Source organism: Massilia sp. IC2-278 (assembly GCF_020708045.1).
Lineage (GTDB): Bacteria > Pseudomonadota > Gammaproteobacteria > Burkholderiales > Burkholderiaceae_D > Telluria.
The window spans coordinates 12503-36134 of the sequence record NZ_JAJFES010000007.1 but is presented as its reverse complement, the minus strand read 5'-3'; the positions used below and the strand labels follow the sequence as shown (position 1 = coordinate 36134).

At 61.8% G+C, this 23632-nt stretch carries 20 protein-coding genes; 12 read left to right on the top strand and 8 right to left on the bottom strand.

The window, feature by feature from the left end; genetic code table 11:
• Nucleotides 1-470: 470 nt before the first annotated feature.
• Nucleotides 471-1316 (top strand): phosphate ABC transporter permease PstA, encoded by an 846-nt coding sequence (pstA, locus tag LK540_RS14895; RefSeq protein WP_229438088.1) that lies wholly within the window; start codon nucleotides 471-473, stop codon nucleotides 1314-1316.
• 586 nt (nucleotides 1317-1902) lie between these two features.
• Here the strand turns inward: pstA and LK540_RS14890 are convergent.
• Nucleotides 1903-2574: a hypothetical protein gene (locus LK540_RS14890; protein WP_229438087.1), complete on the bottom strand. Its 672-nt coding sequence runs from the start codon at nucleotides 2572-2574 to the stop codon at nucleotides 1903-1905.
• Between the two features lie 353 nt (nucleotides 2575-2927).
• On the opposite strand from LK540_RS14890, the gene LK540_RS14885 reads away from it, so the two are divergent.
• A complete protein-coding gene (locus LK540_RS14885) occupies nucleotides 2928-4184 on the top strand; it encodes a hypothetical protein (protein WP_229438086.1) in 1257 nt (418 codons plus the stop codon).
• 54 nt (nucleotides 4185-4238) lie between these two features.
• On the opposite strand, the gene LK540_RS14880 is transcribed toward LK540_RS14885, so the two are convergent.
• From LK540_RS14880 to LK540_RS14865, 4 genes are all read right to left on the bottom strand, one after another.
• Entirely contained in the window at nucleotides 4239-4754 is a 516-nt protein-coding gene (locus LK540_RS14880; protein ID WP_229438085.1) for a hypothetical protein, read from the bottom strand.
• A gap of 203 nt (nucleotides 4755-4957) precedes the next feature.
• Complete coding sequence (locus LK540_RS14875) at nucleotides 4958-5353, bottom strand: hypothetical protein (protein ID WP_229438084.1); 396 nt, start codon at nucleotides 5351-5353, stop codon at nucleotides 4958-4960.
• Between the two features lie 148 nt (nucleotides 5354-5501).
• On the bottom strand, nucleotides 5502-6539 hold the full coding sequence (locus LK540_RS14870) for a rhomboid family intramembrane serine protease (protein ID WP_229438083.1): 1038 nt from the start codon (nucleotides 6537-6539) through the stop codon (nucleotides 5502-5504).
• Nucleotides 6540-6552: 13 nt separating this feature from the next.
• Nucleotides 6553-7107 (bottom strand): cob(I)yrinic acid a,c-diamide adenosyltransferase, encoded by a 555-nt coding sequence (locus LK540_RS14865; RefSeq protein WP_229438082.1) that lies wholly within the window; start codon nucleotides 7105-7107, stop codon nucleotides 6553-6555.
• 74 nt (nucleotides 7108-7181) lie between these two features.
• On the opposite strand from LK540_RS14865, the gene LK540_RS14860 reads away from it, so the two are divergent.
• From LK540_RS14860 to LK540_RS14815, 10 genes are all read left to right on the top strand, one after another.
• Nucleotides 7182-8675 (top strand): FAD-linked oxidase C-terminal domain-containing protein, encoded by a 1494-nt coding sequence (locus LK540_RS14860; protein WP_229438081.1) that lies wholly within the window; start codon nucleotides 7182-7184, stop codon nucleotides 8673-8675.
• A 10-nt stretch (nucleotides 8676-8685) separates the two neighbouring features.
• On the top strand, nucleotides 8686-9747 hold the full coding sequence (gene glcE / locus LK540_RS14855) for a glycolate oxidase subunit GlcE (RefSeq protein WP_229438080.1): 1062 nt from the start codon (nucleotides 8686-8688) through the stop codon (nucleotides 9745-9747).
• Nucleotides 9748-9750: 3 nt separating this feature from the next.
• Nucleotides 9751-10989, top strand: a complete 1239-nt coding sequence (gene glcF / locus LK540_RS14850) for a glycolate oxidase subunit GlcF (protein WP_229438079.1) — start codon at nucleotides 9751-9753, stop codon at nucleotides 10987-10989.
• 477 nt (nucleotides 10990-11466) lie between these two features.
• Nucleotides 11467-14256, top strand: a complete 2790-nt coding sequence (locus LK540_RS14845; protein WP_229438078.1) for a TonB-dependent siderophore receptor — start codon at nucleotides 11467-11469, stop codon at nucleotides 14254-14256.
• A gap of 98 nt (nucleotides 14257-14354) precedes the next feature.
• Nucleotides 14355-14669, top strand: a complete 315-nt coding sequence (locus LK540_RS14840; protein ID WP_229438077.1) for a hypothetical protein — start codon at nucleotides 14355-14357, stop codon at nucleotides 14667-14669.
• 98 nt (nucleotides 14670-14767) lie between these two features.
• On the top strand, nucleotides 14768-15454 hold the full coding sequence (locus tag LK540_RS14835) for a pentapeptide repeat-containing protein (RefSeq protein WP_229438076.1): 687 nt from the start codon (nucleotides 14768-14770) through the stop codon (nucleotides 15452-15454).
• A 160-nt stretch (nucleotides 15455-15614) separates the two neighbouring features.
• Nucleotides 15615-16196, top strand: a complete 582-nt coding sequence (locus tag LK540_RS14830) for a hypothetical protein (protein WP_229438075.1) — start codon at nucleotides 15615-15617, stop codon at nucleotides 16194-16196.
• A 190-nt stretch (nucleotides 16197-16386) separates the two neighbouring features.
• Nucleotides 16387-17247: an alpha/beta hydrolase gene (locus tag LK540_RS14825; RefSeq protein WP_229438074.1), complete on the top strand. Its 861-nt coding sequence runs from the start codon at nucleotides 16387-16389 to the stop codon at nucleotides 17245-17247.
• A 133-nt stretch (nucleotides 17248-17380) separates the two neighbouring features.
• Nucleotides 17381-19420, top strand: coding sequence for a glycoside hydrolase family 97 protein (locus tag LK540_RS14820; protein ID WP_229438073.1), 2040 nt, complete (start codon nucleotides 17381-17383; stop codon nucleotides 19418-19420).
• Nucleotides 19421-19824: 404 nt separating this feature from the next.
• Nucleotides 19825-20832: a S9 family peptidase gene (locus LK540_RS14815; protein WP_229438072.1), complete on the top strand. Its 1008-nt coding sequence runs from the start codon at nucleotides 19825-19827 to the stop codon at nucleotides 20830-20832.
• Between the two features lie 15 nt (nucleotides 20833-20847).
• On the opposite strand, the gene LK540_RS14810 is transcribed toward LK540_RS14815, so the two are convergent.
• From LK540_RS14810 to LK540_RS14800, 3 genes are read right to left on the bottom strand one after another with little or no spacing between them, the layout of a single operon-like run.
• Nucleotides 20848-21330 (bottom strand): glutathione peroxidase, encoded by a 483-nt coding sequence (locus tag LK540_RS14810; RefSeq protein WP_229438071.1) that lies wholly within the window; start codon nucleotides 21328-21330, stop codon nucleotides 20848-20850.
• Nucleotides 21331-21388: 58 nt separating this feature from the next.
• Complete coding sequence (locus LK540_RS14805) at nucleotides 21389-22525, bottom strand: PilT/PilU family type 4a pilus ATPase (RefSeq protein ID WP_229438070.1); 1137 nt, start codon at nucleotides 22523-22525, stop codon at nucleotides 21389-21391.
• Nucleotides 22526-22528: 3 nt separating this feature from the next.
• Nucleotides 22529-23572, bottom strand: a complete 1044-nt coding sequence (locus LK540_RS14800) for a type IV pilus twitching motility protein PilT (RefSeq protein ID WP_229438069.1) — start codon at nucleotides 23570-23572, stop codon at nucleotides 22529-22531.
• Nucleotides 23573-23632: the final 60 nt, after the last annotated feature.

The following is a 23632-nucleotide window of genomic DNA, read 5'->3' as shown; positions in this document are numbered from 1 at the left end:
GGCTATTCTTGCGGCGCTTCGAGCAAGTGATAAGTACGTCTAACAAAACCTCTTCCTTGCCTAAGAGAACGGTTAATGCGGTGACTTGTATAGCATTTCAAATCAATCGCACTCCTCCAGTGCAGCCCAGACTCGGGAAAACTTTGCCTGATTGGCTCAGCAACGCACGCTGTTCAACGATGTCCTGAAGGGGCTGAAGGCGGCATCGCCTTCGTACGCCTGAAAGCTCATCACTGACAGCATCATCATCATGATGCTGTCACAAATCCCAATTAGACTCGACCGCCAACATTTTGAATATTGTCAGCTTTGCAGCCAACCATTTGCATTCGGCCGAGTCGCCTTCAATCGAGTTTCGCTACCGGCCTTGCCATTCCTTGTTGAATGCAGTCGTGTAATTTTGATTCAAAGAGGCTGCATTCCCAATTTAATTGGCGGGCCTAGCTCTCTGCAATTCGAAAAACCAAGACATGAAAAATTCAGTTTACACTAAACGGATAATAGCTCATCGCATCGGAATAGCATCGTCAGTTGCCGCCATGATGGTTGGCCTCACCTTTTTGCTATGGATTCTTTCTACGCTTCTGATCGAAGGTTTTGGTGCGCTATTGTCAGTTGACTTCTTCACCTTGGATAGCCCAGCTCCGGGCAGCCCCGGAGGGGTGCGAAATGCCATAGTCGGTAGTTTTTTAATGGTGGGTCTTTCTACCCTTATAAGCACTCCGATTGGAATTATGGCCGGGATGTATCTGTCTGAATATGGTGAAGGCAACAAATTTGCAGCAGTCACCAGGTTTGTTGTCGATATTATGTTGTCAGCACCTTCAATTGCAATCGGCCTGTTTGTCTATGCATTGGTCGTCGCTAATGTTGGGCATTTCTCTGGTTATGCTGGGTCCCTTGCCTTGGCTCTCATAGCAGTTCCTGTTGTGGTCCGCACGACAGATAACATGCTGCGCCTCGTTCCCAGCAGTTTACGTGAGGCAGCGTTTGCCTTAGGTGCTCCACGTTGGAAGGTTGCGATGCTGGTACGTCTTCGTGCTGTTAAAGCAGGGATCATTACTGGTGTGCTGCTGGCATTAGCTCGAGTGTCAGGTGAGACGGCGCCGCTACTTTTCACGGCGTTGAGTAATCAATTCTATAGTACTGACATGAACGGTCTGATGGCTAATCTTCCAGTCCTGATACTCCGTTACGCCATGAGTCCATATGACGATTGGCGCCGGCTTGCTTGGGGTAGTGCACTGCTAGTGACCTTGATCGTGCTACTTTTAAATGTTGTTGCTCGAGCCGTCCTGCGACAGAAGGATTCATAGGAATTTTATGGAGCCCTGGCTTTCTGCCCGGTTACCCAAGCTCTCATTGATTGCGGATAGCGCTATTGAGTTAGTCGGGACGGGGCGCGCGTTATCTCCGTGTTGGCATGCAGACCCGATGTCACTGCGTCCACTATTGGCCGGTTGCAGACCTTGTTGTAGCGTCCTTTTTCGACCCTAAGCGGACCTCGGTTGCCGGTTGTAGAGTTTTCCAGATCGTATAAATTCTTCAACCGCTTGCCACTGTTTAATATCCACTCTTTTCGGCGCTTTGAAGTCAATGCCCATGAAGTGAGCTAGGCAACCACAGTCTGGGCACTTGTACTGCCGAGAGTCTTCGAGGCGTCGAGATTCCTTTTGCTGTCCAATAGCTTGTTCACTCGTCATAAAACGGTTGATCGAGCCGGAAAGCTGTGGACGCTTGAAGCTTTTCTTGCAAACGAAGCACGCATACTGCAGGGGTCTTCCACGCGATTTCATTCTAAGGGCTCCGAAATTCAGTCGACCATTCATTGTGCTGACTCTATGTCCGCTTCTGGCCGATTCTAGCCGTTCACGTCAGCGTAGCAGCTTGCGTACTTAAAAATTACTTCAAAGGCTTAAAGGCATGACTATTGTCGAAGCCAAACATGTCTTCGTCATACATTCGGCTCATCTTGCGCACCAGGTGCATTTGCAGGGCGGGCGGCAGTTTGAAGTAGGGGGCGCTGGCTGTGGTCGAGCGTTGCAGGTCGAGGTCGCCCGTGATTGCCCGGATGGCGGCCTTGGTGTCGCGGTGAAAAGCGATGATCTTCAGCCGCCCTTCGAAAGCATCATTCACGATCTTTCCCTCATTACTAGCGTAGAAGCGGTACACCAGGATCGGATCAACCAGCCCGTCGCCGTCGATATCGTTTAACTCGGTCAGCTTGGTCCACCACTGCACGCCGGCCATCTCTATCGGTGCGCTATCGCTGACCGTGCCCTTGGCCGTCAGGGTTGGCCCAGCATGTATCGTGAACAAGTGCGCGCCGATTTTAGTCGACAAGGTTTTACCATAGTAGCGCCGGTCGCCGCTTTCGGTCAGGTATACCACGTGGTCGCCGCTATCGTCGCGGTAGCAGAAGTGTGCGAACACCGGCAAGGTCACCTTGGCAATCTTGAGGGTATCCCGATGCAGCAGGAAGTCATCGTTGGCGCAGTGCGAACCTGGAACGGCATGCACATTCGATGAGACCAATGTGGCGAGGATAAACAGGAATATGGCAAGGTGGCGCATGGTGAAGGTATGTAGAAGGCCGAGGAAAGTAATAGCTTATTGACGTTAGCCTTCAGGTTACTCCAGACAAAAGATCAATTTCGGGAGGTCTTGCCTGTCGCAAAACGATATCAGCTTATCGACGAGAAGATGTCATGGGCAACGCGAGTGGCGAGATTCGACCTGAAGCGGACGTTCATGTGTCCGGTTAGGCTCGTCAAACCTTGCATTCAGCAACTTGCACGCATCCGCCACAATTGTGGACGCCAAAGTTAAGCCGCAGTTCCAGCTTAGTGATTGCAGAGCTACAAGTATGAAGTGCTAGAATCGGCAAACAGCACCGTTATTTTCGACCCTACTTTCGTGAGTGATTGATGCGCAGATCCGGCAATCGATACAACCATCTTTTTGCAGATACCGACCTTCAGCGTCAGCTCGATACCACTCTGCACGAACTGTGCACTACCGTCGACAGCATCCCAGCAGAGCATTTTCTCAATACCGCCCATGACGACCTGATCGCTTATCTTGTCGAAAAGTTCAGCGTCGAGCAAGTGAAACTGCAACGCGACCAGATGTCGGTTGAAGCAACAGAAACTCAAGTTGACGTCAGCCAGGACCATAACCGGTGGATCGAGGACCGCAATCGCCCCTTCTATCGTCCCGGGCAGAAGATTGTCGTGCACTTGCCGTTCACAGGCGAGGCACCCTTGCTAAAGGCGCAGCCCAGCACATACACGGCCAGGTCACCGATCGCAGAGGTCACCGGTCAAGAAATAATTTTTACCTATGACATCGCGGACGACGTCACTCGCGACATCAAGAACGATCTCGATGCGACTATTGCTGAAATTGAGCAGTATCTCAATTGGCAGGCAACCCAAATCTTTGCCCACAACGCGCGTCTCCAAGGTGCGGCCGACACTGCGATTAGCGAGCGCCGGCGTCGTCTGCTCGCCAATACCCAGCGCCTGACAAACTTGGGAATACCGGTACGTACTCGGGCCGACGCGCCGACGACTTACACGATCCCAACGGTGCGTAAAAAAGCATTACCGACCTTGCCTGTCGCCACTGCTGCACCGTTTGAGCCAGAGCCTACTTGGGCCATGGACCAGTACGAGCACGCCCTAAATGTCATCCAGCAGATGACCTTGGTGATGGAACGTAGTCCGAGTGCATTTAGCACCATGGACGAAGAGGCACTACGCCAGCATTTCCTGGTCCAACTTAACGGACAGTTCGAGGGCAGGGCAACAGGAGAAACGTTCAATCTGAATGGCAAGACCGACATCCTCCTTCGCGAAGGTGCTCGAAATGCATTTATCGCTGAATGCAAATTTTGGAAGGGGCCGAAAAAATTTCGCGAGGCAATCGATCAACTGCTCGGCTATACGGCATGGCGGGACAGCAAAACCGCTATCTTGGTGTTTAATCGCGGTACAGCGACGTCGACGGTGCTGGAAGGAGTCAAGGATGTATGCGAGTTGCACCCCAATTTAAAACGCGTCGTCAATTGGCCCCACTCCTCCGGCTACCGCTATATTTTTCATCAGAATGGCGACCGCAACCGCGAGTTTTTGATGACCGTCCTCGTTTTCGACGTCCCTGTCGACGCGGCTGCATCTTAGATCCCCGGCTAGCGTTGCGAAGCGTACTTCCAATTTAATCAAGAAAAGGCGGCGCTAGCGTTTCTCGCGCAAGCGCTGACGTAATAGTTCTAACGGTACTACCCCGTGTTCATTTTTCATTGGTACCAGGTCGATTCCATCGACCTTGGCCCAGGACTTCGGTTGCAACAAGACGCCATCGTTGGAATAGGTCGCACCGATATAGCTCGCATATCCCTGCTCGTCGATTTCCGCGACAACCTGCCGCGTTTCCATCGGTATCGTCGGTCGGCCGAATTCGCCCAGCTTTGACTTGCCTACGACGGTAGGGCCGGGGGAGGTGCCCGCCAGGACCTCGATCACCCGTAGGCTGACGAGTTGACAATCCCCATGGCGCGATAAGCATATTCGCCTAGTGCCATCTTCCTTGATCTCGACGAGATTCGGGCAGGTTACGGGGCAATATTCCGTGCCTTCCTTTACGAACTCTAGTTTGTCGATTGTACCGAGCAGGATCGTCTTCTGGGCAAGCGCAGCGCCCGCATTAAGAAGTGAGAGCAGAAAAACTGCCGCCACACTGATTGATCGCATCAATACCTCCTCAAATAAATGTTGTCAATGCAGTGCTTCGCCTCCGCCAAATAGCTTTTTCGTGCAGCAGATTAGCGCCCGCTTCTGGCCGATTGCGGCCGTTGAATTCAGCATAGCACGCTGCCAAAGCAGAAAAAAAAGCAAACCATTACCGAGGACCGCAACCGACCCAAAGCGGACGCGCGTGGCCACGACAACGACGCTCAACCGTACACAATCCGTTGACCCGTTTCAAACTCATTCTCATGACACAAAAACACGACGAGCGGGCTCACGGTCGAGTAGATTACTGCGTCATCGCGTGAGGGCACAAAAACGTCCTGCCAATTTTTTAGAAAGAATTCAGCGTCGCAGCGAAAGCAATTTGTTTCGTCGAACACCACGACCAGTTGGTCTGCAGCGTTCACGTGCGCTCCCAGCCATTCCCTCGCCGCCGGCACGTCGTCTCCAAAGATAATCCGCTTGATCTCAGCGACAGTCGAGGTATCCAGGCCCAAATGAGTCTTAGCGGCGTACAACGTTGCTAGCGAATTTGCGCGAAAAGCCTCGTCAGCCGTCAGCCAATTGATATCGTTTGCGTAATGCTTGAGTTCAGTCACGCGCCAATTAGTGTTAGCCATAAGTCGATGAATTCATGAGTGATGCAGCCAATGCAATGTCCGCTTCTGGCCGATAGCAGACGATTGGTAAGGCTCAGCGTACGACCCTGCCGCCGTCAGAGCAATGTAGAAGTCTGGTCCGCCATCCTTATGCGCGCTCCGGCAAGTGAATCGACCGTGCCAGCAAATGCCCCGCCAGCCAGCCGCCGATCAAACCGCCGATATGCGCCGCGTTGTCGGTGTGCGGATAAATGAAGCCCATCCACAGACTGAACAGCAGGAACGGAACCATCGAGCCGCGCAGGTCGGCCACCACCGTGGGTGGCACGCCGCTGTCCTTGCGTCCCAAAAAGGCGAGCAAACCGCCGATGATGCCGAAGATCGCGCCGGATGCGCCGACGCTGTTCACATGCGGATTCCACAGCACGCTGGCCAGGCTGCCCGACAGGCCGGCCAGGACGTACAGCCCGGCGAAGCGCGCGCTGCCGAAGATGCGTTCGGTGACTTGCCCCACCTGCCACAGCGCCAGCATGTTGAAGCCGATGTGCCAGATGCTCCCGTGCAGGAACATCGAGGTGAACAGGCGCCACCATTCGCCTTTCAGGGTCCGCGGGCCGTAATTCGAGCCCCATTCGACCAGCTGCTGGGAGTGCAGCAGCGCCGAGACATCGGGATGCAATGCGAACAGCTGGCGCAGCGGCCCGTCGAGGAAGGTCTGGTAGCGCTGGCGGGCCAGCCACATCAGCACGAAGATGCCGATGTTCGCCACCAGCAGCCCCCAGATCACCGGCGTGGACGGGCTCCAGTAATCGATGCGGTCGTGGAAGACCTCCTGCTCGGCGTGCGCTTGCGCGTGGGCCGGTGTCTGGCGCGTGGGCAGCAGGGCGACGATGCGGTCGGCGGTGGCTGCGTCTTCCACGCTGAAGCCGATCGTCAGGTCTTCCTTCACGCCGAGCAGCGTGAAGGTGACGTCGCTGCCGCTGGCATAGACGTCCACGATGTCGACCATGCGCAGGCGCTGTTCCTCGCGCAGCGGCATGCGGAACGAGCGATGCCGGCTGCCGCGCAGGATCACGAAGTCCTGGCCGATCTCGATCGTGCCCTTGCCCCGGTACTGGAAAGGATTGGTCGGCCAGTTTGCACCGGCCATGTAGAAACGCAGTTTGAAGACGTGCTCGCCCGCCATGCAAATCCCTTGATCAGCCGCGCTTGCGCTCGTGGTTCCACAGCACGTCGCTGCCGCCGGCAAAGCGGTTCAGCACGCGCGCCAGCACGAACATCAAATCGGATAAACGGTTCACGTATTGACGCGGCTGCGGATTGATCGTGTCCTCTTTCGACAGCGCGACGATGGCGCGTTCGGCGCGGCGGCACACGGTGCGGCAGACGTGGGCGGTCGAGGCCGCGCGCGAGCCGGCCGGCAGGATGAACTCCTTCAGGATCGGCAGGTCGGCATTGTATTTTTCCAGCAGACCGTCTAGGCGCGCCACGTGTTCGTCCTTGATCATCTGGTAGCCGGGAATGCACAGCTCGCCGCCCAGGTCGAACAGATCGTGCTGGATCGAGACCAGTTCTTCGCGCGTGTCCGCCGGCATGTCTTCGCACAGCAGCAGGCCGACGAAGGAATTGAGTTCGTCGACTTCGCCCAGCGCGTGAATGCGTGCGCTGTCCTTGCCGGTACGGCTGCCGTCGCCGAGGCCGGTGCTGCCGTCGTCGCCGGTGCGTGTGGCGATTTTAGAAAGTCGATTGCCCATGATTATGTCCAGACCATAAAAAAAGATAGCCCGAGGATACGACAAAACGATGTGATTGTGCTTACAATCTCAGCATGTCCGCCCCTCTCCAAGCCCCTCTTGTCGCCCCACCGGAACGTCGCGAGCAGGTCGCCGCAGCCCTGCGCGCCAGGCTGCCGGAACGCGCGGTCCTGCACGATCCCGAAGACACGCGCCCCTACGAATGCGACGGCCTGGCCGCCTACCGCCAGCTGCCGATGATCGTCACGCTGCCAGCGAACGAGGCCGAGGTGCTGGCCATCCTCGCCGTCTGCCGTGAATTGAAGGTGCCGATCGTGCCGCGCGGCGCCGGCACCGGTTTGTCGGGCGGGGCGCTGCCGATCCATGACGGCGTGGTCGTCTCCACCGCGCGCCTGAACCGCATCGTCAAGGTCGATGCCTATGCGCGTACCGCCATCGTCCAGCCGGGCGTGCGCAACCTCGCCATTTCGGAGGCGGCGGCGCAATACGGCTTGTACTACGCGCCCGACCCGTCCTCGCAAATCGCCTGCACCATCGGCGGCAACGTGGCGGAAAATTCGGGCGGCGTGCACTGCCTGAAGTACGGCCTCACCGTGCACAACGTGCTGCGCGTGCGCGTGGCCACCATCGACGGCGATGTCATCGAGCTCGGCGGCGAAGCGCTCGATGCGCCGGGCCTGGATCTGCTGGCCGTCTTCATCGGCTCCGAAGGCATGCTCGGCATCGTGCTGGAAGTAACGGTGAAGCTGGTGCCGAAGCCCGCCGCGGCGCAAGTCATCATGGCCAGTTTTGACGACGTGGTCACCGGCGGCAACGCGGTCGCCAGCGTGATCGCGGCCGGCATCATCCCGGCCGGGCTGGAGATGATGGACCGCACCTCTTCGCGCATGGTCGAACCGTTCGTGCGCGCCGGCTACGACACCGACGCCGCCGCCATCCTGCTGTGCGAGGCCGACGGCACGCCGCTGGAGGTGGCCGAGGAAATCGAGCGCATGACGGCGGTGCTGCAGGCGGCCGGCGCCAGCGCCATCGCGGTGTCGCAAAGCGAGGCCGAGCGCATGCGCTTCTGGTCTGGGCGCAAGAACGCCTTTCCGGCGGCGGGGCGCATCTCGCCGGATTACTACTGCATGGACGGCACCATCCCGCGCAAGAACCTGGCCCAGGTGCTGACCGGGATCGAGGGCATGGAAACGACCTTCGGCCTGCGCTGCGCCAACGTGTTCCATGCCGGCGACGGCAACCTGCACCCGCTGATTTTGTTCGATGCGAACAAGCCGGGCGAATTCGAACGTGCCGAAGCCTTTGGCGCCGCGATCCTGGCGCTGTGCGTGGAAGTCGGCGGCACGATCACCGGTGAACACGGGGTCGGCATGGAGAAGATCAATTCGATGTGCGTGCAGTTCGGGCGGCTCGAACTCGATGCCTTCTTCGCGGTGAAACGCGCGTTTGACGCGCCCATGCTGCTCAATCCCGACAAGGCCATCCCCACACCGCACCGCTGCGCCGAATTCGGCAAGATGCGCGTGAGCGGCGGCGTGCTGCCTTTCCCCGACTTGCCGCGCTTTTAAGAACACACAGATGATCGAGACATTCAGGGAACAGGTGCGCGCGGCTGCGGCAAGCGGCACCACACTGCGCATCCGCGGCGGCGGCACCAAGGACTGGTACGGCCAGTCATTCGAAGGCGAGATCCTCGACACGCGCGGGCACACCGGCATCGTCGACTACGAGCCGACCGAACTGGTGATCACGGCGCGCTGCGGCACGCCGCTCGCCGAGATCGAGGCCGTGCTGGCCGAGCAGAACCAGATGCTTGCCTTTGAGCCGCCGCACTTTGGCGACAATGCGACCTTTGGCGGCGCGATCGCTGCGGGCCTGTCCGGCCCGCGCCGCGCCAACAGCGGCGCCCTGCGCGACTTCGTGCTCGGCGCCGAGCTGCTGGACGGGCAGGGCGAGCTGCTGCGCTTCGGCGGCCAGGTGATGAAGAACGTGGCCGGCTACGACGTCTCGCGCCTGCTCGCCGGGTCGCTCGGCACGCTGGGGCTGATCACACAGGCTTCGGTGAAGGTGCTGCCGTGTCCCTTTGCCGAGACCACGCTGCGCTTCGAGATGAACGAGATCGAGGCGATTCGCAAACTGAACGAATGGGGCGGCCAGCCGCTGCCGGTGTCCGCCAGTTGCTGGCATGCCGGCGTGCTGGCGCTGCGGCTGTCGGGCGCCCAGGCGGCGGTGGATGCGGCGGTACGCGCGCTGGGCGGGCAGGTGCTGCCGGACTGCGCGGCCTTCTGGGCATCGCTGCGCGAACAGCGGCATGCCTTCTTTGCGGGCGTCGGCGATGGCGATGGCAACGACGCGCTGTGGCGCCTGTCGCTGCCGTCCACCACCGGCGCGGTCGTGCTGACGGGCGAGCAGCTGATCGAGTGGGGCGGGGCGCAGCGCTGGCTGCGGGCAGGCAGCGACGCCGCCGAAGCCATCCGCGCCACGGTGAAAGCCGCCGGCGGCCACGCGACCCTGTTCCGCGGCGGCGACAAGCGCGTGGGCGTATTCCAGCCGCTGGCGCCGGCCGTGGCGCGTATTCACGAGCGCCTGAAGGCCAGCTTCGACCCCGCGCACATCTTCAATCCGGGACGGATGTATTAGACCATGCAAACCAATCTCGCCGATTTCATCAAGGGCACGCCGGACGGCGACGAGGCCGAAGCCATCCTGCGCGCCTGCGTGCACTGCGGCTTCTGCACCGCCACTTGCCCCACTTACCAGCTGCTGGGCGACGAACTCGATGGCCCGCGCGGGCGCATCTATCTCATCAAGCAGGTGCTGGAAGGGGCGGAGCCGACGCGCAAGACCCAGCTGCACCTGGACCGCTGCCTCACCTGCCGCAACTGCGAATCGACCTGTCCGTCGGGCGTGAAATACGGGCGCCTGGTCGACATCGGCCGCCGCGTGGTGGAAGAACGCGTGCCGCGCACCCTGGGTAACCGCATCAAGCGCAACACCCTGAAGGAATTCCTGCCGCGGACAAGCGTGTTCAAGCTGGCGCACCGTACCGGGTCGCTGGCGCGGCCGCTGCTGCCGAAACATCTGCAGGACAAGCTGCAGCCGGCGCCCGCGGCCGGGCGCTGGCCCACGCGCAGCCATGCGCGCAAGATGCTGGTGCTCGACGGCTGCGTGCAGCCGGCCATGGCGCCGAACATCAACGCCGCCGCCGCGCGCGTGCTCGACGCCGTCGGCGTGCAGCTGCTGGCGGCGCCCAGGGCCGGCTGCTGCGGCGCGGTGCGCTACCACATGAACGACCAGGCCGGCGGGCTGGACGACATGCGCAGGAATATCGACGCCTGGTGGCCCTACGTCGAGCAGGTGGAGGCGATCGTGATGACGGCCTCGGGCTGCGGCGTGACGGTCAAGGAATACGGCCACCTGCTGGCCCACGATCCGGCCTATGCGGCGAAAGCGGCGCGCATCTCGCTGCTGACGCGCGACCTGTCCGAGATCCTGCCCCAGTTCGAAGCCCAGCTGGCGCTGCAGGTGGAACAGGAGGGCGGCCGGCGCGTGGCCTTCCATCCGCCCTGCACGCTGCAGCACGGCCAGCAGATCCGCGGCAAGGTCGAAAGCGTGCTGCGCGCCGCCGGCATCGACGTGGTGCTGTGCGCCGACAGCCACCTGTGCTGCGGCTCGGCCGGCACCTATTCGGTGCTGCATCCCGAGATCGCGCACGAGCTCAGGAGCCGCAAGCTGGCCAACCTGGAGGCGACCGGGGCGCCTGAAATCGTCTCGGCGAATGTCGGCTGCGTGAGCCACCTGCAGGCTGGCACCGGTACACCGGTGTCGCACTGGATCGAGCTGCTGGACCAGGTACTGGCCGAGCCTCCAGCGGCTGCCTGACGGCTGCCATTTCTTCCTCTTTGGCCAGCCGGCCTGCCAGCCAGGCAGGCATCGGCTGCGCCGTCTCCTTGCGTCGACAGGCCCCTTTTGGAAGGGCGGCGGCACGTTGCTGCCCGCCTTTTGTCATCTTCCGGAAACATTCGATCTCCGAAGTCTGAAGTGGCATATGTACAAATTTGAAGCCGCCTAGTCGACATTTCGCAATAAATCTGCATAAACATGTGTGGAAAACGAATATGTGACGGTCAGCGCGAAATGGCGATTGTGAACAGTAACAGAATGTATCAAATACGCGACAAAAGTAAGCTTATTTGACTGCCAGCCAGAAAACTCATCTTTAATCCTTTGCAACGCAGCAATGTTATGCAAAAGTGTTTATGCGCACCCCCAGCCAGGACCGTAGTACACGGCTTGCTAGGGGAGTCGAATATTAAAATAAGTTCAACACCTGGAGTCGTTGTGAAGCATAAAAGTACTTTGAATAAAAGCGCCATTGCCGTCGCCCTGACCATGGCTTTCCCTGCCTTTGCTATCGCGCAACAAGCCGCAACGTCGGCTGAACCAGCTGCCCAGATGCAGCGCGTGGTCGTGACCGGTTCGAGCATCAAGCGTACCGAAGCGGAAACCGCCGGCTCGGTCCAGATCCTGAACCGTGACGACATCGAGAAAACCGGCCAGATGACGGCCCTGGGCATCCTGACCAGCACCGCTTCCATCGACACCAACCTGAACTCGGCTACCTCCAGCTCGGGCAGCTTCGCCACCGGCGCGTCGGCAGTCAGCATGCGCGGCCTGGGCAAGGTCAGCACCCTGGTGCTGGTCAACGGCCGCCGCATCGCGCAGTACGGCCTGGCCGACGGCGCACAGGAAAACTTCACCAACCTGGACGCGATCGCCAGCGACGCCATCGAGCGCATCGAGATCCTGAAGGAAGGCGCATCGGCACGCTACGGCTCCGACGCCATCGCCGGCGTGGTCAACATCATCCTGCGCAAGGACTTCCAGGGCGCCAAGATCCGTGGCGGCTACCAGGAAGGCCAGCACTTCAAGGACAACCGCAGCCGCAACCTGTCGGCCATCGTCGGCTTCGGCGACATCGAAGAGAACGGCTTCAACACCTACATCACCGCCGAAGCCTATAAGCGCGACGGTTATTCCCAGGACGACCTGAAGGAATACTACCCGGCCTGGCACCGCCTGACCCCGGGCCGCTCGACCTACGACGCGCCAAGCTCGTACTCGCCGACCGGTAACTACTACCGCGGCTCCAACGCCATCACGCGCGCGCCTGGCTGCCCGGCCGAATCGATCGATCCGGCAGACGGCCTGTGCAAGTTCGACATCAATCCGTACACCGGCCTGACCACCGACAACAAGCGTCACGCCATCGCCAGCAACACGCACTTCCGCATCGGCAAGGACATCGACGCCAACTTCGAAGTCACCACTGCCGGCGCGACCAGCGACTACATCGTGGCGCCATTTGCCCTGCAGCCGACGACCTCGTCGAGCATCTGGTACAACGTGCGTGAAAACCGTATGGTGGGCCCGTTCTTCTATCCGAAGCTGCCGGTCGGCCACCCGAACAATCCGGACCCGACCCCACTCGAGTTCCGCACCCGCCTGATGGACACCGGCGAAGGCTTCAACTTCAACCGCACCGAATCGGACCAGCACCGCATCATGCTGACCCTGAGCGGCTCGGTGGGCGAGTGGGACTGGAATGCGGCCGGCGGCTGGATGAAGTCTTCGGCAACCAAGGCGACCCGCAACGCCAGCGCCGCCGGCTATACCAACGCCATCGTGAACGGCACCTACAAGTTCGGCCAGCAGAACGACTACGCCGTGCTCGACTCGATGTTCCCGGTCCGTACCACCGAAGGCGAATCCGACACCAAGTTCTTCGATGCCAGCATCACCGGCACCGTGGCCCAACTGCCGGCCGGTCCTGTGCAAGTGGCATTCGGTACCGACATCCGCAAGAACAGCTACTGGATGAAGAGCTCGGAGAACGTCCTGCGCGGCGAACTGATCGGCGTGTTCGGCCTGCAGGTCGACGACTCGATCAGCCAGTACGCCCTGTTCACCGAAGCCAACGTGCCGCTGACCAAGACCGTCTCGCTGGACGCTGCGGTTCGCGCCGACAAGAGCCAGAACGCCGACGCCCACCTGTCGCCGAAGCTCGGCCTGCGCTGGAACGCCACCGACAGCCTGCTGCTGCGCGCCACCGCAACCGGCGGCTTCCGTGCACCGAACGTCGTCGAGACCGGTAACGGCCTTGGCCGCAGCTCGGTTGCCACCGGCGTCAACGATCCGCGCCGCTGCCCGATCGCGACCCAGCTGAACAACATGATCCAGAACGCGGCCGGCGCCACCACCACCGACAAGGCGCAGGGCAACAGCTTCCGCAATTCGGAATGCTCGGCCAACCTGCCTAGCTTCGTGTCGTCGAACCCGGACCTGAAGCCGGAAACCTCGCGCTCGCTGACCGCGGGCCTGGTGTGGGAGCCGATCAAGAACTGGACCACCGCGATCGATTACTACTTCATCGAGCGCCGTAACGAGATCGGTACCCGTTCGACCACCGACATCCTGCGCGGCGAAGCCGACCTGCCGGAAGGCCAGCTGATCCGTATCGACAACAGCATCGCCGACAACGAGTTCCTGGCCCTGGTACGCAAGTACAACCCAAGCAACACCGTCAACTACGGCGGCGTTGGCCAGCTGGGCATGGTCTACAACCCGTACGTCAACAGCGGCCGCACCCGCGTGTCCGGCCTCGACTTCGACGCAACCGGCCGCTTCAAGTTCTCGGGCATGGACTGGCGCGTGAAGCTGGACGGCACCTACGTGCTGAAATACCAGGACTTCAGCGTCACCGACAATTCGTATGGTCCCGACTATGTCGGCACCTACGACTTCGGCAGCCGCATGACCGTCAAGGCCCGCCTGTACGTGAAGCAGGGCGACTTCGACCACGGCGTGACCTGGAACTACGCCAGCGGCTACAGCAACAACAGCGTCTCGTCGCCGACCTACTGCGCCACCCAGCGCGTGGCCGCCGAGTACCTGGCTGACTGCGCACGCGTCGACCACAACACGACCGTCGACTACACCCTGGCTTACTCGGGCATCCCGCACGTCAAGCTGAACCTGTATGTCTACAACGTGTTCAACGAAGCGCGTCCGATCGCATGGCGCGAAGGCTGGGCCACCACCTCGCCGCAACTGCGTACCCTCGGCGTGGCAGCAAGCTACACCTTCTGATCGGCTGAAGCAGCCGGTTTGACGAAAGACCAGGCTCCGGCCTGGTCTTTTTTTTCGTGTTAGCATCCGTCCCCATCCATGATTCACCAGGGACAGCCATGAGTTTTGTATTTCGCCTCGTGCGCGAAGAGGGCGGCGCCGCGCCCGCCGTCGTGTTCGAGGATTCCACCAGCCCCGGCTTCGTGCCCCTGTGGGAAGAGGTCGGCGTCTACGACGCGCTCTACAACAGCGACGGCAAGCCGGCGCGCGAGGTCTCGCGCAGCATCGCCTACGGCCTGGACCGTATCAGTGAGGAAGCCGGGCTGAATCGCCTGCTGCCCTCCAGCCTGTCGATGGGCGAGGCGATCCGCTTCCTCGAGAACGTCAACCGCGGCTGCGTGATCCACGGCACGGCCAGCATCGAAACCCGCTGAGCGGCGCGTAGAGCGCCGCTTCAAACGCCGTTCCGGCAGGCGCGGCGAGCGTGTATGCTGCCGGGTTCCAGCAACCCAGCCGACCCACGCCGCGCTCCATGTCACGACCAACCATCACCATTACCGGCGAAACGCCGGACCGCGCCCGCGTCGAGCAGCTCCTGCTCGACGACGCCATCCTCGTCTTCGACAACTGCGATTTTTCCGGCGCCGACCTGTCGCGCCTGAACCTGCAGGACGCGGTATTCCGCCACTGCCAGCTGGCCGAAACCTCGCTGTATGCCGCCAGGCTGGCGCGCACGCAATGGCAGCGCTGCCGCGCCGGGCAGGCCGATTTCGAATCCGCCGACCTGGTCGATGCCCGCTTCGCTTCCTGCGACCTGAACAACAGTAGCTGGCGCCGCGCGAAACTGGCGTCGGCCAGCTTTCGCAGCTGCAAGCTCACCGGCGCCAACTTCGAGGAAGTGAGCTACCTCGGCCTGTCCTTCGAGGATACCCTGCTGGTCGGCGCCGACCTGCGCCGCATGTCCTTCCGCAAGATGAAGCTGGTCGGCCTGGACTTTGCCGATGCCGACTTGTCGGGCTGCGACTTCCGCGACGCCGTGTTCGAAGGCGGTGGCCTGCGCGACGCCCACATCCGGGACACGCGCTTCGACGGCGCCGACCTGCGCGAAGCCGACCTGGGCGGACTGAAGCTGACGAATGCGAAACTGTTCCTCGGCGCGACGATCTCGCCGCGCCAGGCGGCCGAGCTGGTGCGGGCGATGGGGCTGAACGTGGCATAAGCCCGTTTGTGGTGTTGCCAGTCAACAGGCGTTGCGCGACATGTAAGCAAATGCCAGCGTTGTAAGCGAATGTTAAAGCTGTCAACAGTCCCGTGCGCCACGCCGTTCTTGGTGGAGTGACAATCAAGTCAACCGACAAACTACCAAGAGGAGCTGCATCATGAAAAAAACCATCGCTACCCTGATCGCCGGTCTGTTCGCAAGTGCTGCCTTTGCCCAGTCGCCAGCGACGCCCGTTGCGAAAGTCAACGCAGAGAAAATGGATGCAAAAACCGCTGTGTTGGTGGACAACAAGGATCTGAAGTCGACCGTCAAGGCCGACGCCAAGAACGACACGGTCGTTGCCCAGGCGGATACGACCAGCAAGAAATCCGAGAAGCAGGCCAAGTCGGACAAGCAGGCCAAGCACCAGTCGCATAAGGACAGCGCCAAGTCCGACAGCGGCAAGGCAACGGCCTCGGGCACGACCCAGACCGACAACACGGCCACGGCCGGCTCGTCGACGAATACCGCCACCGGTTCGAGCTCGACCTCGGCAACCACCCAGAGCGGCAGCGACATGGCGCCGACCCCAAGCTCGACCCCGATGACCTCGCCGGCACCGATGACGCCGCCGACCACCGCGCCGACCGAAACCGGCATGTCGCCGGCGCCGGCCTCGACCGTGCCGCCGACCAACCCGATGACCCCGATCGATACCCAGGCCGCACCGACTCCGGCAACGCCGACCACCCAGCAGTAATCCTGTCTGCCAGGAAGAAGCCCGCCTCGGCGGGCTTTTTGCCGTGCGCGTCCGTGTTTGAATCGCCGCTTTGAATCGCTATTTATTGTGCTACATCAGGCATCGCACGCAGGTTGACGGCAAACGCGCAATATCGGTCTACTCTGAGGGTCTAGCGGCACGCGCGCCGCTTTACCTTCAGGGAGTTGTCATGGCTATCGAGTCGAGCGAAGAGACCGTCAATGGCAAGGACGGCAACCAGATTTTCTTCCGCAGCTGGCATCCGCCCGGCCCGCCCAGCGCCCTGGTGGTGATCTGCCACGGCGTCAATTCCCATAGCGGCCAGTACGAATGGACGGCGCGCCAGTTGGCCGGCAGCGGCTTCGTGGTCTACGCGCTCGACCTGCGCGGGCGCGGCAAGTCGAGCGGCGAGCGCTTCTATATCGAGGATATCGACGAATACGTGGGCGACCTGGCGACCCTGGTCGACCTGGCCAAAACGCGCGAATCCGGCCTGCCCGTATTTTTGCTCGGCCACTCGGCCGGCGGCGTGGTGTCCTGTGTCTACACGCTGGAACACCAGGCCGAGCTCGACGGCTTCATCTGCGAAAGCTTCGCCTTCAAGGTGCCGGCGCCCGGCATCGCGCTGTCGCTGATCAAGGGCCTGAGCCATATCGCGCCGCATGCGAAGGTGCTGAAGCTGCACAACGAGGATTTTTCGCGCGACCCGGAAGCGGTGCGCGCCCTGAACAGCGATCCCCTGATTGCCGGCGAAGTGCAGCCGGCCAGCACCGTGGCCGCGCTGGTGCGCGCCGACGACCGCCTGGAGAAATCCTTCGACCAGATCACGCTGCCGGTCTTCATCATGCACGGCACCGTCGACAAGGCCACCGTGCCGGCAGGCAGCCAGTTTTTCTATGAACACGCCGGTTCCCCGGACAAGACCCTCAAGATGTACGAAGGCCATTACCACGACCTGCTCAACGATTACGGCAAGGAAGACGTGCTGGCCGATACCACGCACTGGATTCGCCAGCACCTGCCGCGCAGCGCCACGGTAGGCCTGGCATAGGCAGGCACCGCTGCGGGGACAGCTCATCCATTGGTAGTCGAATTACATTATTTGTCTTATCATTCCTTAAATATCCCGGTTAGTAGCGTAGTTTTGCTACTTCCGGCCGGAAGAGAAGACAAGGAGACTACCGATGCAGCTTCGCCGCAGCGCCGCCATTCTGGCGGCAACTTTCGCACTCAGCGTCAACGCCTGGGCCCAACAAGTCATCGCCAAAGCCGCTTCACCGGGCCAGGTGCTCGACGTCGAAGTCCAGATCGAGAATGGCGGCAAGCTCGGCTATGCGGTGAAGCGCAACGGCAAGCAGGTCATCGGCCTGTCGCGCCTGGGCTTCAACCTGGCGAACGCGCCAAAGCTGGACGGCGGCTTTGCGCTGCTCAAGCAAACGGCCAGTCTGCACGATTCGACCTGGGAACAGCCCTGGGGCGAGCGCCAGTTCGTACGCAACCATTACCGCGAGCTGCGTGTCGAGGTCGAGCAGAAGAACCGCGGCAACCGCCGCCTGGCCATCGTGTTCCGCATCTATGACGACGGCATCGGCTTCCGCTACGAATTCCCGGACCAGCCGCAACTGCGCGACACCGAGATCATCGACGAGCTGACCGAATTCGCCGTCGCCCAGAAGGGCACCGCCTGGTGGATTCCGGCCGGTGAGCTGCCGGGCCTGGAAGAAGAAATCCGCACCTCGCCGCTCTCGGAAATCGGCACCGCCAACACGCCGCTGACCGTGCGTCTCGAGGACGGCACCCACATCGCCTTCCACGAAGCGGCCCTGGTCGACTACGCCTCGATGTGGCTGCGCAAGGTCGATGGCCAGAAGCTGCGCGCGCAACTGGTGGCCTCGCCGAACGGCCCGGCCGTCGTGCGCCACGGCGCCTTCACCACGCCATGGCGCACCATGCAGATCGCCGACAACGCGGCGGGCCTCTACATGTCCGACCTGGTCCTGAACCTGAACGAGCCGAACAAGCTGGGCGACGTGTCCTGGGTCAAGCCGTCGAAATTCGTCGGTGTGTGGTGGGAGATGCACCTGCAGTCGGGCACCTGGAACGCCGGTCCGAAGCATGCCGCGAACACGGCGAATACCAAGCGCTACATCGACTTCGCGGCGAAATACGGTTTCCGCGGCGTGCTGGTCGAAGGCTGGAACAAGGGCTGGGAAAGCGACTGGGGCCATGGCGGCGCCGACTTCAGCTTCACCGAGTCCTACCCCGACTTCGATTTGCCGGGCCTGGCCGCGTATGCGAAATCGAAGGGCGTGCGCCTGGTCGGCCACCACGAGACTGGCGGCAACCTGCCGGCCTACGAAAAGCAGATGGACGCGGCCTACAAACTGTATGCGAAGCACGGCGTGGACAGCGTGAAGTCGGGCTATGTGCACGAAGCCGGTTCCATGCAGTTCATGGGCGAGGACGGCAAGCTGCGTTACGGGCACTACGACTCGCAGCTGGGCGTGCGCCACTTCCTGAAGGCGGTGACCGAGGCAGCGAAATACCGCATCGCGGTCGACACCCACGAACCGGTAAAGGACACCGGCCTGCGCCGCACCTATCCGAACTGGGTCTCGCGCGAAGGCGCGCGCGGCGTCGAGTACAACGCCTGGGGCAACCCGCCGAACGCGGTCGACCACGAAGCCAAGCTGGTGTTCACGCGCATGCTGAGCGGCCCGATGGACTACACGCCGGGCGTCCTGAGCCTGGTGGGCGCGGAAGGCAAGGTCTTCAACTCGACCCAGGCCAAGCAGCTGGCCAACTTCGTGGTGATCTACTCGCCGCTGGCAATGGCGGCCGACCTGCCGGAAAACTACGAGAAGTACCCGGCCGCCTTCAAGTTCATCCGCGACGTGCCGACCGACTGGGCCGATACCCGCGTGGTCAATGGCGCCGTGGGCGAGTACGTGACCATCGCCCGCAAGGACCGTAATTCGCAGGACTGGTACGTGGGCGCCGTGACCGACGGCGAGAAGCGCGCGCTGGCCCTGCCATTGAGCTTCCTGGATGCGGGCAAGACCTACGTGGCCGAGATTTACCGCGACGGCGACGCCGCCGACTACCGCAGCGAGCGTCGCTTCGACCTGGTGGTCGAGCAGCGCAGGGTGACGGCGAAGGACGTGCTGCAGCTGCAGCTGGCGCCGGGTGGCGGGCAGGCGATCCGGTTTTCGCCGGTGCGTTAAGGCTGGGCCTGGGGCTGTGGCGCGGGTATGGCCTGCGGCTGTGCAATCGTCCTTGATGGCGATACGGCCTGCGGCCTTTGCATGTGGCCTGCGGCCTTCTCGTGTGGCCTGCGGCCATGACCGTAGGGTGGGCACTCCGTGCCCACGCGGTACGCACGTGTCCGTAGCCAGCGGCGCGAAAGTGTCGCCCGCAAAGCATGCAACGGCCACGGGCCTGGCTTGGCGTTTCGAGCGGCACATCACCGCTAACGCAAAAAGGAAGCGCACGTAACCGCGTGGGCACGGAGTGCCTAGCGCGGCCCGGCCCACCATACGGTCGCTGCCGCGGAGTCGGTGAAATTTCGTTAGATTCGGAGCCTGCTTCCCATGGCACCATCACGGATCGATTCCATATTGGAGACGCCATGCTCGCAAGTGCAGTTCAACGTTCCATCACCTTCCTGGCTGGCCTGCTGCTCACCGGCAGCGCACTGGCCGCCGACACCGGCGCCCAGGAAGAGTCCCTCGACTTCAAGTCCCTCTCCATCACACGCCTGACCCTGCCGGCCGAATCCGGCCCGCCAGTGCGCTACTACCTCTCCAAGCCCACGCACAAGGCCCCGCTGGTCCTCTACATCCAGGGCTCCGGCTGCGTGCCGCCGTTCATGAACCTGGGCACCGACAAGCCCGCCTCGACCATCTATTCCTGGCTGCCCCTGGCCCAGCAAGGCCGCTACGCCGTGATGGCGGTCGACAAGCCCTATCAGTCCGACCAACCGCAGGAAGGCCCGTTCGGCTCGGCCATCGGTTGCGCCGGCGAATTCAACGCCCACTTCTCCTACGAGACCTGGCTCGCAACGCTCACAACCGCCGTGCACCATGCCTTGCGCCGGCCCGAGGTCGATGCGCGCCGCGTGCTGGTGATCGGCAGCTCCGAAGGGGCGCCGATGGCGGCCGGCCTGGCGCGTGCGCTGCCCGAGGTCACCGACGTCGTGCTGCTGGGCGCGAACGGACCGTCGCAGTTGTTCGACTTCGCCGCCAACATCCACCGCTCGACCGACAGCGACGAGGTCAAGGCGCTGCGCCTGCAGGAACTCGACGCCACCTACGGCGCCATCGCCGCCGACCCGAAGAGCACCACCAAGTACGCCTGGGGCCATCCCTACCTGCGCTGGAGCAGCTTCTTTGCGCAGTCCACGATGGACAACCTGGCGCACTCGAAGGCGCGCGTCTACATCGCCGCCGGCATGCAGGACAACAGTGTGCCGATCCTGTCGACCGAGGTGCTGTACACCCAGCTGCGGGTGCAGGGCAGGGACGTGACGATGCGGCGCATACCGCTGGCGGGCCACAGCCTGGTGCCGGATGGCCGGCCGATGCCGGAGGCGCAAAAGGAATTCGACGCCTTCATGGCGTGGTTCGACAAACGCTGAGCGCGCAGGGGCGATTCAGCGGGCCAGCAACTGCTCGATGTCGCTCCTGATCTCTTCCGGTTTGGTCTTGGGCGCGTAGCGCTTGACGACCTTGCCGTCGCGGTTCACCAGGAACTTGGTGAAGTTCCACTTCACGAGCTCGGTGCCCAGGATGCCGGGCGCCTCGCGCTTCAGGTGGCGGAACAGGGGATGGGCGTTGGCGCCGTTGACGTCGATCTTGGCGAACAGCGGGAAGCTGACGCCGAAGTTACGCTCGCAGAACTGGCCGATCTCGGCTTCGGTGCCGGGTTCCTGGTTCTTGAACTGGTTGCAGGGGAAGCCCAGCACCTCGAAACCGCGCTCGGCGAAGTCGCGGTGCATCGTTTCCAGGCCGGCGTATTGGGGCGTGAAGCCGCAGCCGCTGGCGGTGTTGACGATCAAAAGAACCTGGCCGCGGAAGCGCGACAAATCGACGGGCGTGCCGTCGAGGGCGGTGGCGGAGAAGTCGAAAACGTTCATGTCGGGATGATACCAACATGTCGGGGCAGGGTGGACGGGTTTCCGTCCACCCTGCGAATTACACCAGCCCCAGGTGCTCGGTCCCAGCCGAGAAATCGCGGTTCTTCGCGTGCTTGCTATTGAGCTTGATCGTCAGGCGCAGGTCGTTTACCGAATCCGCATTGCGCAGTGCGTCTTCATACGAAATCTTGTCAAGCTCGTAGAGATCGAACAGCGCCTGGTCGAAGGTCTGCATGCCCAGCTCGCGCGACTTCTTCATGATCTCCTTGATCTCATGGACTTCGCCCTTGAACACGAGGTCTGAGATCAGTGGCGAGTTCAGCATGATCTCCATCGCCACCACCCGTCCCTTGTCTTCCTTTTTCGGAATCAGGCGCTGCGACACCAGGCCGCGCAGGTTCAGCGACAGGTCCATCAGCAGCTGCTGCCGCCGCTCTTCCGGGAAGAAGTTGATGATGCGGTCGAGCGCCTGGTTGGCGCTGTTGGCGTGCAGGGTGGCCAGGCACAGGTGGCCGGTTTCGGCAAAGGCGATCGCGTGCTCCATGGTGTCGCGGTCGCGGATTTCGCCGATCTGGATCACGTCCGGCGCCTGGCGCAGGGAGTTCTTCAGGGCCGCCTCGAAGCTGTCGGTGTCCACGCCCACTTCGCGCTGGGTGATCACGCAGTTCTTGTGCGGGTGGACGAATTCGACCGGGTCCTCGATGGTGATGATGTGGCCGTAGCTGTTCTCGTTGCGGTAGCCGACCATCGCCGCCAGCGTCGTCGATTTACCGGAGCCGGTGGCGCCGACCATGATCACCAGGCCGCGCTTGGCCATGATCACGTCCTTCAGCACCTCGGGCAGGCCGAGGTCCTCGAACTTCGGGATCTGCGTGGTGATGGTCCGCAGCACCATGCCGACGCTGCTCATCTGCACGAACGCCGAAACGCGGAAGCGCCCCAGGTCGCCCGGGCTGATCGCGAAGTTGGCTTCGCGGGTCAGCTCGAAGCCGGCGGTCTGCTTGTCGTTCATGATCGAACGCGCCAGGTCGGCCGTGTGCGCGGCCGTCAGCGGCTGGCTGGAGACCGGCGTCATGCGGCCGTCGATCTTGATCGCGGGCGGGAAGCCGGCGGTGATGAAGAGGTCGGAGCCGCCCTTGCTGACCATCAGGCGCAGCAGGTCGAACATGAATTTTGAGGCCTGGTCGCGTTCCATCGCTTATCCCGGGAAGTTTTCTGGAATCTTCGCAGCCGAACGGGCGGCGCTGCTCGAAATGATATTCCGGCGCACCAGGTCGGTCAGGTTCTGGTCCAGGGTCTGCATGCCGACGTTGCTGCCGGTCTGGATGCTCGAATACATCTGGGCGATCTTGGCTTCGCGGATCAGGTTGCGGATAGCCGGGGTGCCGAGCATGATCTCGTGCGCGGCCACGCGGCCCGAGCCGTCCTTGGTTTTCAGCAGGGTCTGCGAAATCACGGCCTGCAGGGACTCCGACAGCATCGCGCGCACCATCTCTTTTTCCTCGGCCGGGAAGACGTCGACGATACGGTCGATGGTCTTCGCAGCCGACGAGGTGTGCAGGGTGCCGAACACCAGGTGGCCGGTTTCGGCGGCCGACAAAGCGAGACGGATCGTCTCGAGGTCGCGCAGTTCGCCGACCAGGATAGCGTCCGGGTCTTCGCGCAGGGCCGAGCGCAGTGCGTTGTTGAAGGAGAGGGTGTGCGGGCCGACTTCGCGCTGGTTGATCAGGCACTTCTTCGATTCATGCACGAACTCGATCGGGTCCTCGATGGTCAGGATGTGGCCGTACTCGTTTTCGTTCAGGTGGTTCACCATCGCCGCCAGCGTCGTCGACTTGCCCGAGCCGGTGGGGCCGGTCACCAAAACCAGGCCGCGCGGCTTCAGGGCCAGTTCGCCGAAGATCTTCGGCGCGTTCAGTTCTTCCAGCGACAGGATCTTCGAGGGAATCGTGCGCAGCACGGCCGAGGCGCCGCGTTCCTGGTTGAAGGCATTGACGCGGAAGCGCGCCAGGCCGGGAATGGCGAACGAGAAGTCGCACTCCAGCACCTCTTCGTACTGCTTGCGCTGGCCGTCGTTCATGATGTCATAGATCATGGCGTGCACGTCCTTGTGCTCGAGCGGCGGCAAATTAATGCGGCGCACGTCGCCATGGACGCGGATCATCGGCGGCAGGCCGGCGGAGAGGTGGAGGTCGGAGGCTTTGTTCTTGACCGAGAAGGCGAGTAATTCGGAGATGTCCATTTATAATCCTGTGCCGTGAGGGGCGCAGCTTCGGCCAGCGTGCTCGCATGTCCCGAATAT